The organism is Dyadobacter sp. CY323, from assembly GCF_021390245.1.
GTDB lineage: Bacteria > Bacteroidota > Bacteroidia > Cytophagales > Spirosomataceae > Dyadobacter.
In genome coordinates this window covers 20,704-35,100 of record NZ_JAJUXH010000018.1, presented here as the reverse complement: position 1 = coordinate 35,100, position 14,397 = coordinate 20,704, and the positions used below count along the sequence as shown (strand labels likewise).

Genomic DNA, 14,397 nt, shown 5'->3' with positions numbered 1-14,397 from the left:
CAAGCATTTTACAATCCAAAATTTTTACTAGTAACTAAACGAAGTCGTATGAAAAAAAACTTTACTACTGTCGGCCAGCGCTTCATGCGATGGGCCATGATCGGTGTAATTTGTACCAGTGTGGGCATGCCGGGTAATGCCGCTGCTGGCAGGGATGAATTAGCCGTATCCGTAACGATTGACAAGTCCGTGACGGGGAAAATTACTGCGGTGGAAGATAATATGCCCATTCCAGGCGTTTCGGTTGTCCTGAAAGGAAGCCGGAGTGGTACCAATACCGATGTGGATGGAAATTTCAAAATTGATGTGCCTGATGATGGGGGCATTCTCGTGTTTTCTGCGGTTGGTTTTGTAACGCAGGAAGTGAATGTTGGATCGAGAAGTGTTATCGATATTGCACTTACCAGTGATCTCAAAACCCTGGGCGAAGTGGTGGTTGTAGGGTATGGTACGCAGAAAAAGAGCCAGACGACCGGCGCAATCTCTTCTGTGGGCTCTAAGGAGATCAACGAGATGCCGATTACCAACCTTGGCCAGGCTTTGCAAGGCCGCGCCGCTGGTGTGGACGTAACCCAGGCAGGTTCGAAACCGGGTAGTGTGCCCAAGATCCTGATCCGGGGCAGAAGGTCATTTAATGCAGGTAATGATCCCTTGTATGTGGTTGACGGAATTCCATTGTCGGCCGGGTATGAAGACATGAACCCCAATGACATTCAATCCATGGAAGTGCTGAAAGATGCTACGGCGACGGCTATTTATGGTGCGAGAGGTGCCAACGGGGTAATTATCGTGAGTACCAAAAGGGGCGCAGTGAAAGGAAAAACCACCGTGAGCTACGACGGTTATGTGGGTGCATCCAAAGCATTGGATAAAATCGAATTGTTTAACGGATCTGAGTTTGCAGAATTCGTTCGCGAGGCATACCGGGCAACGGGTGGCTACAAAAACGCTGCCGGCCAGGACGTTCCAACGGGTACGGTTGACGCCGCCGCTGATGCGAAAGTGGCGGTGCTTGGTGGTGACCCCAATGTTGCGAAGGGAATCGCAAACGGCACCAACACCGACTGGCAGGACCTGATCCTGAAAAACGGGATTATGACAAACCATTCGTTGGGTGTACAGGGTGGTAATGACAAAACCCAGTTCTACGTTTCGGGGGGTTATTTCAAAGACAAAGGTATTGTGGAAGGGCTGGATTTTACGCGTATGTCGCTCCGTGCCAACATTGACCACAACATCAACAGCTGGCTGAAAGTGGGGCTTTCATCGTACTCGATGTATAGTATCAAAAATGGCGAAAGCTTGAACACATACGGGATGACGATCAACCAAAATCCGCTGGCCGCACCTTACGACGATGCTGGAAACCTGATCTTTTCCCCAACCAATGATGCCTTGCTGACCAACCCGCTGGCGGAAATCGTTCCGGGTGCTCAGATCGACCAGATCAGACGTTACCGCATTTTTAACAGTCTTTTCACTGAATTTAAAATTTTGGAAGGTTTGAAATACCGCATTAACTTCGGTCCCGACCTTACGATTCAGAGAGGTGGCCGGTTTATAGGGGCTAGGACCAATGCCAGGAAATTCGGGGATGCGCAAGCTGCCAGTGCAAGTGGTTTCGGGTTCAATTATACACTTGAAAACATTTTGAACTACAACAAAACCTTTGCAGGAAAACATAACCTGAACGTCACATTGCTTCACTCCATCCAGAGAGATGATTTTGAAGGTTATTCAACCAACGTACAAGGTGTTCCTGCTGAGACGCAATCGTTTTATAATTTAGGTGCAGCCACTTCCATCCTGGGTGTGGGAAGTACGTTGACGGAATGGACGATCAACTCGTACATGGGTCGCATCAACTACGATTTCAATGATAAATATCTTTTGACATTGACAATCCGTCGTGATGGTTCGAGCCGGTTTGGGGAAAACAGCAAGTATGGTAACTTTCCGGGTATAGCGGTGGGCTGGAACCTGAGCAATGAGCCATTTATGAAATCAGTTACCTGGCTGGATCTGTTGAAAGTGCGTGTAGGATGGGGCAAAGTGGGTAACCAGGGGGTTTCACCGTATCAAACACAGGGATTACTGGGTAGAACGGCATATGCCTGGGGAGCAACTCCTGCTTACGGATACCGTCCGAATACCATCGGTAACCCCGATCTGAGGTGGGAATCTTCTTCAACTTCCAACATTGGTCTAGATTTTAGTTTCCTGAGCGGAAGGATCCAGGGTTCTCTTGAATTTTATGAAACGCATACCAACGACCTGCTGCTTTCCGATCAGCTTCCTGGCTCTACCGGTTTCAGCGCAGTGACACGTAATGTCGGCGAAACACGTAACCGAGGTGTCGAGCTTGGCTTTTCCACCATCAACGTGAGCGCTGCATCAAGCTTCAAATGGACTACGGATTTCCAGTTTACCAAAAACACGGAAGCGATCCTGTCGCTGTATAATGGTAAAGTGGATGACGTCGGAAACGGCTGGTTTATCGGTCGTCCATTAAGTACGGTTTATAATTACCGGAAAATCGGTATATGGCAGACCAATGAAGCGGATGCTGCAAAATCTTTCGCTTCGGAAGTGGGACAGATCAAGATCAAGGATATCAATGGAGATGGCAAGATCAATGCGGACGACCGTGAGATCATCGGCTCCGATGTGCCTGATTTCAGCGGAGGTATCACCAACCGTTTTACTTTCAAAGGCTTTGACCTTTCATTCTTCTTTTACGCTCGCGTGGGAGCTCTGATCCGCAGTACTTTCCATAATGATAACAATGCTTTGGCGGGACGTTATCAGCAGATCAAAGTGGATTACTGGACGCCCAACAATCCTACCAACGAATTCCCAAGGCCAAAAAGTAACCAGGAATTCCCGGTTTACGGAAGTACGCTTACCTATTTCGACGGAACGTTCGTGAAGCTTCGTAACATCAACGTAGGATATACTTTCACACCGACAATGGCGAAAAAAATGGGTATGGAATCACTGAGACTGTATTCAAGCATTCAGCAGCCATTTATCTGGTCGGAGTACCGTACCAAATACAATGGTGTGGACCCGGAGTCGACAGGCCTGGCGGCAGGTGGCACCGGAATTACCCCTGCAACGATGGTGATCACCGTGGGTTTGAATGTTAAATTCTAAAAAGCCTATTTAAAAAGCTTTAAAACATTGATGAAAATGAAGATTGGAAAAATGAATATACGAATAGTAGCAATGGGTTTAATGGCCCTGATGCTGGCAGGTCAATCCTGTAAAGACACGCTGGATGAAGAGATCATTTCGGGCATCGGCAACGATTATATCAATACGCCTAAGGGTTTTGAAGATGCGGTGAAATCGGCATATTCTTCACTCCGGTTCTATTACGGAACCCAGCAGGGACTTACGATGAGCGAGTTCGGAACGGACATTTACGCAACCGGGGCGGATGGTGGTTACAAAGGTTTTCACTTTTACGACGGTCAATTAAATCCGACGGTTGATTATCTGGCCACTACCTGGGACGAACTTTACAAAGGCATTAACACTGCCAATGCGGTAATTGAACGTGCCCCGAAAGTGGAAGGAGTGGCCGATGCCACCAAAAAGCTGCGGATAGCGGAAGCAAAGTTTGTACGCGCCCATTTGTACTACATTCTGCATCAGCAATATGGTGGCGTGGACCTTCGCATGACAGAAACGCTGATCCCTACCAAGGAAACAAAAAGAGCTACCGATGCTGAAATGTATACGGCGATCATCAAAGATCTGAATGAAGCCATTGCAGATCTGGAACCAAAAGCACAATCGGCTGACTATGGCCGGGCAACCAAACCGGCTGCCGAAACGCTTCTCGCCAAAGTTTATCTTGCCAAAGCGTACTCGAGTGCAAAAGCTGCCGACGATTTTACAAAAGCCGCTGCATTATGTACCAACGTGACCACGCTTTATGGTTACAAGCTGCTGGATGATTTCGCAAGTGTTTTTGATGAAAACAACCAGACCAACAGTGAAGTCGTTTTCGCCATTCAGTACACAGCCGATCCGTTGACCAATGCATTAGGAAACAGCCTTCACCTGTATTTTGGTATGCAGTATGATGTGCAGCCGGGTATGAAACGGGATGTGTTTTACGGTCGCCCGTTTAAAAGACTCAGACCTACTGATTATCTGTTGAATACGGTTTTCAAAGACCGCGTAAATGATTCGCGTTACAAGAAATCGTTCCGTGACACCTGGAAGTCAAATAACCCGGGCACCTACAATGCGGCATCTTTCGATGACTCGAAAGCAAAAGTGACGTTCGCTGCCGGGGATACTGCGATTTTCATTCCCGGATATGAAATGACTGCCGCTGAGCGTGCCAAAAAACCATATCAGGTGCTCGTTCCAAGCCGTTATTCCGAGGCGCTTTTCCCGACATTGCAAAAATTCTTTGACACAAAACGCCCTGACCTTACTTATGAACCAGGTAGCCGCGATTACTTTGCATTCCGTTTGGCGGATGTGTACCTGATGCTTGCCGAAGCATTGGTACAAACAGGCAAAACCGCGGACGCTGCCACTGCATTGAATGTGGTGCGTTACAGAGCAGGCTGGCCTGGGAAAAAAGATGCGATGTTGCTACCTGCGGCGAGTGTAAACATGGAGGCGGTGATGGAGGAACGTGCCCGCGAACTGGCTGGCGAGCAAACCCGCTGGCTGGATCTGAAACGGTGGGGACTTTTGGTTGAACGCGTGAAAAAATACAACCCGCAAGCTGCCAATATCCAAGCGTTTCACGCATTACGTCCAATTCCTCAGACGCAGATCGACCGGAGTGCAAAAACCACGGATGGTAAGTCTGTTTTTCCACAAAATCCTGGGTATTAGATGGTTTGAATGCGGTATTAACAAATAATCTTAAGAAAAGCAGGAAAGTCTCTGATTCAGGGACTTTCTTATTTTAGGACCATATCAGAATAGATAAAAATTTAATATAATCCGTAATCACATGAATTCGAATAAGTTAAGCGACCGCAGGGATTTTCTCAAAACATTGTCACTCTCGGCGGCAGCATTGGGCCTTCCTGCATTGCTCGCTGAAAATGCCTGGGCGGAATCGCTCATGAAAAAAGGAGATATCAAAATAGGCTATTCCTCCATTACCTGGGGCGGAAAAGACGAGCAGGCAATTACCGAGCTGGCCGGTTTGGGATATAAAGGCATTCAACTCCGCGCCAATACATTTGGGCCGTACCGGAATAAGGTTTCGGAACTGAAAGATGCATTAACGAAAAACAACCTTACCCTTGCCATGTTTTCGAGTGGAAACGTGGAGATCGATCCCGCTAAATTCGAGAGTACAGTTGATACGCATGTTGCTCATGCCAGTTTTGTAAAGGCATTGGGAGGCAGTGCATTGCAGCTCACAAACAGTCTCCGTCCAAAAGACCGGAAGCCGAATACGGAAGAATTGAAAAAACTGGCGCAGGTCATGAATGAGATCGGAAAGCAGACGGCCGACCTGGGCGTGCAGGCGACTTACCATAATCACATGAACCAACTGGGGGAAACGCCCGAGGAGGTGGATGTGATCGTACAGGAAATGGACCCGCGTTATATCAAACTACTGCTCGACATTGCACATTACAAACAAGGCGGGGGCGAACCGCACGAGGCGATCGTGAAATACAAAAGTATTCTTCACGCACTGCATTTAAAGGATACAAAACCAGCGGACAACAAAAATGGCTATAAGTTCGTGGAGCTGGGTCAGGGTAGGGTGGATGTACCCGCGGTTTTTAAGGCTTTGGACAAAATTAAATTCAAAGGCTGGGCGGTGATCGAACTGGACGGAGTGCCTGATGCAGAAAAATCGCCGCTGGTCTGTGCGGAGATTAATAAAAAGTATATTACTGAGAGTTTGAAGTATCCGATTTAGAGGACTTCGATGTTGCCTCTAATTCTCCATAAGGAGACTTTTAATTGCGTTAGTTAGAACAAGTCTCCCTTCGGGAGATTTAGAGGGCATTTTCCGGATACCAACTTTCCCTCTGGGAGATTTAGAGGGCCTACTTTGTAAGGGTACTTCCTTAAAAAAATCGTTATACGAGATAACGGATAAACACATTTTAGTTTTCAAATGAAAAAATACAGATTTACGCTTCTAAGCCTTTTTTTAATGGCGACCCTTACTCAGGTTTATGGGCAAAAATCCAAAGATGGGTGGCAGGATTTATTCAATGGAAAAGACCTGAGTGGTTGGAAACAGCTGAATGGAAAGGCTAAATATGAGGTGAAAGACGGCGCGATTGTCGGTACTTCGGTGATGGGAACTCCTAATTCTTTCCTGACAACGGAGAAAAACTATGGGGATTTTATTTTTGAATGTGATGTAAAAGTCGATAATAAACTCAATTCAGGCATTCAGATCCGCAGCCTTTCTACGCCTGAGTATCAGAATGGACGCGTACATGGGTATCAGGTGGAGATCGATCCGAGTGATCGCGCCTATTCAGCCGGTTTGTACGACGAGGCACGGCGTGGCTGGCTCTATCCGCTCGACCTGAATCCCGAAGGCAAAAAAGCATTTATGAAGGATGAGTGGAATAAATATCGTATTGAAGCAATCGGAACCTCGATCCGCACTTTTTTAAATGGAAAACCCATTGCCCACGTAATCGACGACATGACGCCAAGCGGTTTTATCTGTCTGCAGGTTCATGCCATCGGTAACAAAGACCTGGAAGGGACGCAGGTTAGCTGGAAAAATGTGCGTATCAAAACATCAAATCTCAAACCGAGTCCGCCTGCGAATATTTCGATCGTAAACTTGATCCCTAATGCGCTCGATAATGCTGAAAAGGCGCAGGGATGGTCACTTTTATTTGATGGTAAATCGGTGGATCAGTGGCGTTCCTACGGCGGGACTGAATTTCCTGCGAAACGCTGGGCACATAACGACGGTACCATTACCATTTCCAAATCGGACGGCTCTGAGACTGGAAATGACATTGTTACCAAAAAACTTTTCGGACCTGCATTTGAATTCGAATTTGATTTTAAACTCACGGAAGGGGCAAATAGCGGAGTGAAGTATTTTGTTGATCAGAAATTTAATTCAAAAGGAAAATCGGGGATCGGTTGTGAATACCAGGTGCTCGATGATGAAAAGCACCCGGATGCTAAACTTGGGAAAAACGGCAACCGTACCATTGCTTCTTTTTATGACGTAATACCTGCGGACAGACCTAAAAATTCAATGAAGAAAATCGGAGAATGGAACCAGGGACGCATTGTGGTTCAGAAAGACGGCACTGTTCAGCATTTCCTGAATGGATATAAAGTGGTGGAATACGTGCGTGGATCACCGCAATTCAAGGAGTTTGTGGCCGAGTCAAAATTTAAGGGTTTTGAAGGTTTTGGCATGTCGCAGAGCGGGAATTTGCTTTTGCAGGACCATGGCGATAACGTCTCTTTCCGCAGTTTGAAAGTCCGGGAAATCAAATAGTCCGTATCGTTTAAAAAAGGCAGAAAAATACAGTAGATAATCGGCAAACCATTATTTACAACTGATTGCCGATAAAAGTCAGGGAATTACATTCAAAATTTAACTTAAGAAAATTATCCGATCATGACCAGTAGAAGGGAATTTTTGAAAAATACAGCATTGGCCTCAGCAGGAGTTGCAATAGGTTCTAATGCATTCAGCGCTGCCAGTTACAAACGTATTATTGGTGCAAACGACCGCGTGCGTGTAGGCATCATCGGTTTTTCCGATCGTTTCAGAAGTTCGCTGGCTCCCAGTTTTTCGGACCATGCAAAAGAATTGAATTTCGAATTTATGGGCGTTTCCGATCTTTGGAACCGTCGCCGTGATGAAGCTGCTGCATTTATGAAAGGGAAACCGTATGCCGCGACTGAATTTGCCCAGGCTCGTAATAATGAAGAACTTCTTGGGCGCAAGGATGTGGATGCTGTGATCATCAGTACTGCTGATTTTCAACATGCATTGCATTGTGCCGAGGCGGTGAAATCCGGTCGGGATGTATATGTTGAAAAACCGTTTGCTGAAACACTGGAAGATGCGAAAGTGGCATTGAAAGCGGTAGAAGCTTCGAAACAAATTGTTCAGGTAGGTTCTCAAAGAAGAAGCGCGCCGAATTACTGGGCGGCTTATGAATACATCAAATCCGGTAAATTCGGGGACATTACCACGGTTGAAATGACCTGGAATGTAAACCAACCTGGCCGGTGGAGACGTAAAGAACTTGTTTCTCAGATCAGAAAAGAAGATACGGATTGGGACCGCTTTTTGTTGAACCGTCCGAAAGTAGCATGGAACCCACGTTTTTACCTTGAATTCCGTTTATTTTATCCTTATTCATCGGGTATTCCGGGACAATGGATGGCCCACCAGATTGATACGGTGCACTGGTTTTCAGGGTTGGAAGCTCCAAGAAATGTCGTAGCAAATGGTGGTGTTTACACCTGGAAAGACGGTCGTACTAATGTAGATACATTCAGCGCAGCCTTTGAATATGGCCCTTTTGACGATAAAAGCAAGGGTTTCCAGGTGATCTATTCCTCGCGTTTCAATAATGAGGCGGGCGGCGTGAAGGAATACTATTATTCCAACGGCGGAATGATCAACCTCGATACGAACAAGATCACACCAGAAGGTGGTTTGCAGGCAAAAGATGCGAAATCCATGGGTCTGCAGGCAAATCTGCTTCCTGAAATGGCATTGAAGACGGGCGATAAAATTGCGACGGACGCGAACACCGGAGCTGATCCGATGACGTCGCTTCACATGCGAAACTGGATGGAATGTATCCGCAGCCGCAAGGAATCCAATGCGCCGGCACGGGTTGGTTTTAACCATTCAGTGGCGAATATCATGGCTACCCAAGCTTTGCATACCGGCAAAAGAGTGAGCTGGGATCACAAAAAGAAAGAGATCGTTTTGAGTTAATGTTTAAAATTCAAAGATTTATAAACTGACGGACTGACGTGAATTTTAAAAATACCAATAAAATAATTGCAACACTTTCGCTGGCAGCGATGGCGACGATCGTGCATGCGCAGAAAGTTGATCTGGTCAGGAATGACAAGGAAAGTAAGGTTGAAGTCAAAATTGATGGCAAACCATTTACATCTTACTTCTATCCCGGTGAAAAGGTTTTGAAAAAGGCAGTACTGTACCCCATTCAAACCGGTCGGGGAACGGTGATTACCCGGGGCTGGCCATTGGATCCGCGTCCGGGCGAGCGCGTCGACCATCCGCACCACGTGGGTATCTGGCTGAATTATGAGGACGTCAATGGAAACGACTACTGGAACAATTCAGATGCAGTGGATCATGCGAAACGCGCATATGGGACGATCATCCATACCGGCATTACTTCCGTAAAAAGTGGAAAAGAAAGAGGAGAGCTGAAAGTAACTGCCGACTGGGTGGACAAAAGCGGGACGCTGACCCTGAAAGAAACGACCACGTATGTTTTCAGTGGTAAAGGCGATACGCGCATTATCGATCGTTCCACAACTTTGACGGCCGTATTGGAGGAGGTGGCAATGCCTGATATAAAAGATGGGATGTATGCAATACGGGTGGCTCGCGAGCTGGAACTTCCTTCAAACAAACCGGAAATTTTCACAGATGCCGCTGGCATCGCAACGAAAGTACCGGTAATGAACAATGAAGGAATCTCCGGAAATTATCGAAACAGCAACGGCATCGAAGGTGAGGCTGTTTGGGGAAAACGGGCTATCTGGTGCAACCTGACTGGCAAAATGAAGGATGAAAATATCAGTGTGGCGATTATAGACCATCCTAAAAATGTAGGTTATCCTGCTTATTGGCATGCAAGAGGTTACGGCTTATTTGCTGTGAACCCGCTGGGAATGAAAGCGTTAAGTGACGGGAAAGAAACACTGAATTTCAAATTGAAAAAAGGTGAATCCACCACATTCCGGTACCGTATGGTGATCGCGTCCGAGCATTTGAAAGACGCTGCATTAAACGAAATGGCAGCCGCCTACGCGAAGACGAACTATTAATAAATAGAAAAACCATTAGTTAAATAGCCCCGGCCTCGCCGGGGCTATTTTTTTATATTGAGGCTTGCCGAAACGCACGCTTTAACAAATGGATATAAAGAGGTATGACGTAGTTCAATTGAACCGTACTAAGTACAAATTTTTTAGCGCGGGAGGTCAAGGTAAAATTGAAATCTGGGTCATCTTCACTTTCATGGGAGGTGATTCTTATAACTTGGGATTTGGAGTTTGGGACGCCAATGCCGAGCAGATGGACGACCTAATTCAAATAAGAAATGGCGACATGAACCAAATTCTAGCAACTGTTGCATATACCGTTTTTGATTTTTTACAGGATAATCCAAAAGCATACATCTTCGCAACGGGAAGTTCAGCAGCCAGAACAAGAAAATATCAAATGGGTATCGGCCAAAATCTTGAATACCTTCTTAATCGTTATCATATTTTTGGCTTAAAAGCGGATCGTGATTTAGGACAGAATTTTATTGGCGAATATCCAGATTGGGAAGGAGAATGGATTGAGTTTCAAATGGGCGGAAGGTATGATGCCTTTTTGATGTATCTGAAATAATCTGTATTTTCAAACATTAATAAACCAAATGATATGCGAACAAGAGCATTAAAGGGACAGTCGATCAAAGTGTCTTCGGATATTGACCAAACCAAAGAAGAAAAAATTGACGCATTTTTTTCAAGAAAGATGGAAAAAATGAAATCAATTCTTGAAAGGTACCCCATTCCTGCTGAGTTATTAAAACGAAACTCTCAGCAAAATAACCTTCATTAGTTCTTTGTCCCGGCGAATGCCAGCTGAATACATAGTAAGTCGCCGGAGTATTTCCCGTATTTTCATTGCATATGATTGGAAGCCTGACAAATCACCGAGCCGGCACTTACGATTTTCATTTGGCCGTTTACCAAGGCTTCCACAATTCCTTTCCTTCTTTTATAATCAGTATTTCTTCTTCCGGATGTTTATGAGGTGGGTGTGACGCTTCACCGCTATTTAAAGTTGTGATGTGACATTCCAGATAATTTAGTTTATTCATAAAGTGAATGGTTAATCATTCCTATCGAAATGGCAAGGGAAACTTACATAGCAATTTTACGGGGTATCAATGTCAGTGGGAGCAATATGCTCAAAATGCCGGTTTTACAGAAGCTGTTGGGAGATGCCGGCTTTGAAGACGTTAAAACGTATATCCAGAGCGGTAATGTGATTTTTAATTACAAAGCATCCGAAACCGAAAAGCTCGCCAGATTGATCGAAAAGGAATTGAATGATCAGCTTAAAATGACGGTACCTGTTATCGTTCTCGATTTGGAAACAGTCAGAAAGGTTTTTGAACATAATCCTTTTCTGAAATCCCGAAATGAGGAAAATGCCAATTTGCACGTGACCTTTCTTTCTGATAGTCCTGACCTGGAAAAAGTAAGTAAGATCGAAACAGAGAAATATTTACCCGACGAATTCATTTTTTCCGGAAACGCGATCTACTTGTTTTGTCCGGATGGCTATGGGAAAACGAAACTGAACAATAATTTTTTTGAAAATAAACTTAAACAGAAGGCGACGACCCGAAATTGGAAAACAGTCACAGAGCTTGTAAGGTTGGGTGAAGAAGTCGCTAAAAATGCCTGAAACTTTGATAATGGGCGAAGAAATTGTATTCTTGACATTTAATCATATTACTCATCATCTCGGATAGGATATCTTTACCTAATCATGAAAGACAAATCAAGACGCAAGTTTTTACAAAATGCAGGTCTGGCGACTATTGCCGCAGTTTCGCCCCTCGCCGCCGAACCGGAAAAAACAAAGGAGCTATTCATCCATCACGTTTATTTCTACCTTAAAAATCCAAATAACGCCCAGGAGGAAGCCAAGTTACTCGAGGGGTTGCACAAGCTGGCAAAAGTTCCCACGATCCAGTACGTTCACATCGGTAAGCCCGCTGAGACAAACCGTTCGGTGATTGTTCGGGACTACACGTTTTCCTGGATGTGCTTTTTTAAAAATATTATAGAAGAAGAGATTTATCAGACACACCCGATCCACCTCGATTTCATCAAGGAATACTCACATTTGTGGGAGAAGGTGATTGTTTATGATTCGGTGGGGCCGAAGAAAGTAGCATAGAAGACTTCGGCGATCGGCTTTCGGCAAACGGTTCTGCTGTCAAAAATGCGATCGACCGCTGACCGCCGAAAGCCGACTGCCCAAAGCCGACTTATTTTCAGTTAAACGCTAATCCAGCATCCACTTTTCCATGTGCATGAAGTCAATTTTCAGATCCTTTTTAGCAATTCCACTTCATATCCTGATTGCAGCTTTTGCGACAAATTCTTTTGGCCAAAATGTCTCTACCGATATTCGTCTTAATCAAATCGGTTTTTACCCGAAAGCTCAAAAATTAGCTGTCGTCGTCGGGGAAAAACATTTGGCATTTGAAATAAAGGCCGTAGGCTCTGGTAAAAGTGTTCTGAAAGGACAGCTCAGTGAGCCGAGAACGAGCCAGCATTCCGGAAAAATAAGCCGGCTAGCGGATTTTACAAAAATCACGAAACCAGGTAAGTATGTGGTGGAGGTTCCCGGACTTGGCAAATCCTATCCTTTTGAAATAAAGGAAAAGGTGCACCGCGAGGTAGCAGGAGCGGCATTGAAGGGATTTTACTATCAACGCGTTTCCATTGACATTCCCGAAAAATTTGCAGGTAAATGGGCCAGGCCAGCGGGACATCCTGACAATAAAGTGCTCATTCACGCTTCTGCCGTATCCGAAGGTCGTGCCGAGAATGCGGTAATTAATTCGCCAAAAGGCTGGTACGACGCCGGTGATTACAACAAGTACATCGTAAATTCCGGAATTACGATGGGTACGCTGCTTTCTTTGTATGAAGATTTTCCAGCATATTTTGAGGATTTCAATGTCGACATTCCGGAAAGTAACAATGGTGTTCCCGACCTTTTGGATGAGGTAATCTATAACTTACGCTGGATGCTCACGATGCAGGATCCGAGTGACGGTGGTGTTTATCACAAGCTGACAAATCCCAGGTTTGACGGAATGATCATGCCCGATGCTGCCAAGAACCCGCGTTATGTCGTGCAGAAAAATACGATCGCAACCCTGGATTTTGTCGCAGTTACCGCACAGGCGGGCCGGATTTTGAAGGGTTTTGAAAACAAATTCCCTGGTCTGGCCGACTCATGCGTAACGGCGGCGGTAAAGGGTTGGGAGTGGGCGAAGAAGAATCCAACGATCTTTTATAACCAGGACGAATTGAATAAAAAGTTTGACCCGGACATTGTAACGGGCGCATATGGCGATAGAAGTGCTGCCGATGAATGGGTTTGGGCTGCTGCTGAAATGTATGCATTGACAAGAAAAGCGGATTATTTGAACGGAATTGCGCTGGAAACTGATAAGCCGATGCCGCTACCAACTTGGAGCCAGGTGAGGGCGTTGGGCTATTATACATTGATCCGGTTTAGTGACGAGTTAAAATTAGCGAGTAATATCGCGGATCCGCTAAAAGCAAGCGTGGTAAAATTCGCGGATGACCTGCTTGTCGACCTGCCAAAACAGCCTTATCATACCGTAATGGGTAAAAACGCGAAGGATTATGCCTGGGGCAGCAGCTCGGTGGCAGCTAACCAGGGAATTGCGCTCATTTATGCATATAGCATCAAAAAGAATCAGGCTTACATGCAGGCGGCACTTGGAAACCTGGATTATCTGCTTGGAAGAAATGCAACTGGATTCTGTTTTTTAACAGGTTTTGGGTCAAAAAGAGTGATGCATCCGCACCATAGGCTTTCGATCGCTGATGAAATTGCCGATCCCATTCCCGGCCTTTTATCTGGCGGACCTAATCCCGGGCAACAGGATAAATGCACTACATACACCAGCAAATTCGCCGACGAGTCGTTCACTGACGACGATTGCTCGTACGCTTCCAACGAAATAGCCATCAACTGGAACGCCCCTATGGTCTATCTGGCTGCGGCGATTGAAAATTTGTTGCGGTAGAGAGACTTACCAGGTTTCAAAACCTGGTAAGTCTAATCTCCCAAAACCTGGCAAGTCTTATTTACTTCCCTTTCACCGGAACGGTCGGCGGCGTTTCGTTATAGCCTTTTTTACCGGTCATATTTTCTTCCTCAGATTCCTCGATCGCCTCTCTTTTTACCACCTTCGACGGTTTTTCACTATCATCCTGGTGTCTGGTTTTGTCTTTCGGTCCGGAAGGAGACGGGGTGTTTCCCTCGATATTTTCCGTCTGATTTTGTTTGCTTGTGTTCATATATATGGTGTTTTTAAAGAGTGAACAATTCTCGTTCCTGAGGGAAATCAC

11 protein-coding genes are annotated in these 14,397 nt (G+C 45.6%); 10 read left to right on the top strand and 1 reads right to left on the bottom strand.

The window, feature by feature from the left end:
• Positions 1-126: 126 nt before the first annotated feature.
• The 10 genes from LZG72_RS21680 to LZG72_RS21635 all read left to right on the top strand — a co-directional run bounded on the left by LZG72_RS21680 (position 127) and on the right by LZG72_RS21635 (position 14,072).
• On the top strand, positions 127-3,156 hold the full coding sequence (locus LZG72_RS21680) for a TonB-dependent receptor (protein ID WP_233877326.1): 3,030 nt from the start codon (positions 127-129) through the stop codon (positions 3,154-3,156).
• 51 nt (positions 3,157-3,207) lie between these two features.
• A complete protein-coding gene (locus LZG72_RS21675) occupies positions 3,208-4,866 on the top strand; it encodes a RagB/SusD family nutrient uptake outer membrane protein (RefSeq protein WP_233877052.1) in 1,659 nt (552 codons plus the stop codon).
• Between the two features lie 121 nt (positions 4,867-4,987).
• Positions 4,988-5,917: a sugar phosphate isomerase/epimerase gene (locus tag LZG72_RS21670; RefSeq protein ID WP_233877051.1), complete on the top strand. Its 930-nt coding sequence runs from the start codon at positions 4,988-4,990 to the stop codon at positions 5,915-5,917.
• 240 nt (positions 5,918-6,157) lie between these two features.
• On the top strand, positions 6,158-7,486 hold the full coding sequence (locus LZG72_RS21665) for a DUF1080 domain-containing protein (protein ID WP_233877324.1): 1,329 nt from the start codon (positions 6,158-6,160) through the stop codon (positions 7,484-7,486).
• A 123-nt stretch (positions 7,487-7,609) separates the two neighbouring features.
• The gene (locus tag LZG72_RS21660; protein ID WP_233877049.1) at positions 7,610-8,950 is read left to right on the top strand and encodes a Gfo/Idh/MocA family protein; all 1,341 of its coding nucleotides are present in this window, start codon (positions 7,610-7,612) and stop codon (positions 8,948-8,950) included.
• A gap of 89 nt (positions 8,951-9,039) precedes the next feature.
• Positions 9,040-10,038 (top strand): PmoA family protein, encoded by a 999-nt coding sequence (locus LZG72_RS21655; RefSeq protein WP_233877322.1) that lies wholly within the window; start codon positions 9,040-9,042, stop codon positions 10,036-10,038.
• Positions 10,039-10,126: 88 nt separating this feature from the next.
• Positions 10,127-10,609, top strand: a complete 483-nt coding sequence (locus LZG72_RS21650; RefSeq protein ID WP_233877047.1) for a DUF6934 family protein — start codon at positions 10,127-10,129, stop codon at positions 10,607-10,609.
• Between the two features lie 507 nt (positions 10,610-11,116).
• The gene (locus LZG72_RS21645) at positions 11,117-11,680 is read left to right on the top strand and encodes a DUF1697 domain-containing protein (protein ID WP_233877045.1); all 564 of its coding nucleotides are present in this window, start codon (positions 11,117-11,119) and stop codon (positions 11,678-11,680) included.
• A gap of 84 nt (positions 11,681-11,764) precedes the next feature.
• Entirely contained in the window at positions 11,765-12,178 is a 414-nt protein-coding gene (locus LZG72_RS21640) for a Dabb family protein (RefSeq protein WP_233877044.1), read from the top strand.
• A gap of 136 nt (positions 12,179-12,314) precedes the next feature.
• Positions 12,315-14,072 (top strand): glycoside hydrolase family 9 protein, encoded by a 1,758-nt coding sequence (locus LZG72_RS21635; RefSeq protein ID WP_233877042.1) that lies wholly within the window; start codon positions 12,315-12,317, stop codon positions 14,070-14,072.
• Between the two features lie 61 nt (positions 14,073-14,133).
• On the opposite strand, the gene LZG72_RS21630 is transcribed toward LZG72_RS21635, so the two are convergent.
• On the bottom strand, positions 14,134-14,346 hold the full coding sequence (locus LZG72_RS21630; protein WP_233877040.1) for a hypothetical protein: 213 nt from the start codon (positions 14,344-14,346) through the stop codon (positions 14,134-14,136).
• Between the last annotated feature and the right edge of the window lie 51 nt (positions 14,347-14,397).

Coding starts and splice junctions, on each gene's coding strand:
- LZG72_RS21680 (WP_233877326.1), top strand. CDS start 127: ATGCCGGGTAATGCCGCTGCTGGCAGGGATGAATTAGCCGTATCCGTA.
- LZG72_RS21675 (WP_233877052.1), top strand. CDS start 3,208: ATGAATATACGAATAGTAGCAATGGGTTTAATGGCCCTGATGCTGGCA.
- LZG72_RS21670 (WP_233877051.1), top strand. CDS start 4,988: ATGAATTCGAATAAGTTAAGCGACCGCAGGGATTTTCTCAAAACATTG.
- LZG72_RS21665 (WP_233877324.1), top strand. CDS start 6,158: ATGGCGACCCTTACTCAGGTTTATGGGCAAAAATCCAAAGATGGGTGG.
- LZG72_RS21660 (WP_233877049.1), top strand. CDS start 7,610: ATGACCAGTAGAAGGGAATTTTTGAAAAATACAGCATTGGCCTCAGCA.
- LZG72_RS21655 (WP_233877322.1), top strand. CDS start 9,040: ATGGCGACGATCGTGCATGCGCAGAAAGTTGATCTGGTCAGGAATGAC.
- LZG72_RS21650 (WP_233877047.1), top strand. CDS start 10,127: ATGGATATAAAGAGGTATGACGTAGTTCAATTGAACCGTACTAAGTAC.
- LZG72_RS21645 (WP_233877045.1), top strand. CDS start 11,117: ATGGCAAGGGAAACTTACATAGCAATTTTACGGGGTATCAATGTCAGT.
- LZG72_RS21640 (WP_233877044.1), top strand. CDS start 11,765: ATGAAAGACAAATCAAGACGCAAGTTTTTACAAAATGCAGGTCTGGCG.
- LZG72_RS21635 (WP_233877042.1), top strand. CDS start 12,315: ATGAAGTCAATTTTCAGATCCTTTTTAGCAATTCCACTTCATATCCTG.
- LZG72_RS21630 (WP_233877040.1), bottom strand. CDS start 14,346: ATGAACACAAGCAAACAAAATCAGACGGAAAATATCGAGGGAAACACC.